This is a genomic window from Variovorax sp. VRV01, assembly GCF_014852545.1.
GTDB lineage: Bacteria > Pseudomonadota > Gammaproteobacteria > Burkholderiales > Burkholderiaceae_C > Variovorax > Variovorax beijingensis_A.
The window spans coordinates 1-585 of sequence record NZ_JACVBS010000058.1; the positions used below are offsets into that span (position 1 = coordinate 1).

At 68.4% G+C, this 585-nt stretch carries 1 protein-coding gene; it reads left to right on the plus strand.

Going from position 1 to position 585, the window contains the following annotated elements; translation table 11 throughout:
* Positions 1 to 585: AMP-binding enzyme (locus tag IB278_RS33580; RefSeq protein WP_192328850.1), on the plus strand; the 585-nt coding region annotated here is incomplete at both ends.

Here is a 585-nt window from a genome sequence, read left to right on the forward strand (position 1 = left end):
ACCGGCAAGGACCTGCCCAACGGCGCGGGCGGCATGCTGGTCATCAAGCGGCCCTGGCCCTCGATGATCCGCACCATCTGGAACGACCCCGAGCGCTTCAAGAAGAGCTACTTCCCCGAGGAAATGGGCGGCACCATCTACCTGGCCGGCGACGGCGCGGTGCGCAGCGAAGACCGCGGCTACTTCCGCATCACCGGGCGCATCGACGACGTGCTCAACGTGTCGGGGCACCGGCTGGGCACGATGGAGATCGAATCGGCGCTGGTGTCCAAGACCGACCTGGTGGCCGAGGCGGCGGTGGTGGGGCGGCCCGACGACGTGACGGGCGAGGCGGTGTGCGCCTTCGTGGTGCTCAAGCGCGGCCGCCCGACCGGCGAAGAGGCCAGGCAGATCGCCAACGAGCTGCGCGCCTGGGTGGCCAAGGAGATCGGCCCGATCGCCAAGCCCAAGGACATCCGCTTCGGCGAGAACCTGCCCAAGACGCGCAGCGGCAAGATCATGCGGCGCCTGCTGCGCAGCATCGCCAAGGGCGAGGCCATCACGCAGGACATCTCGACGCTGGAAAATCCGGCGATTCTGGAACAG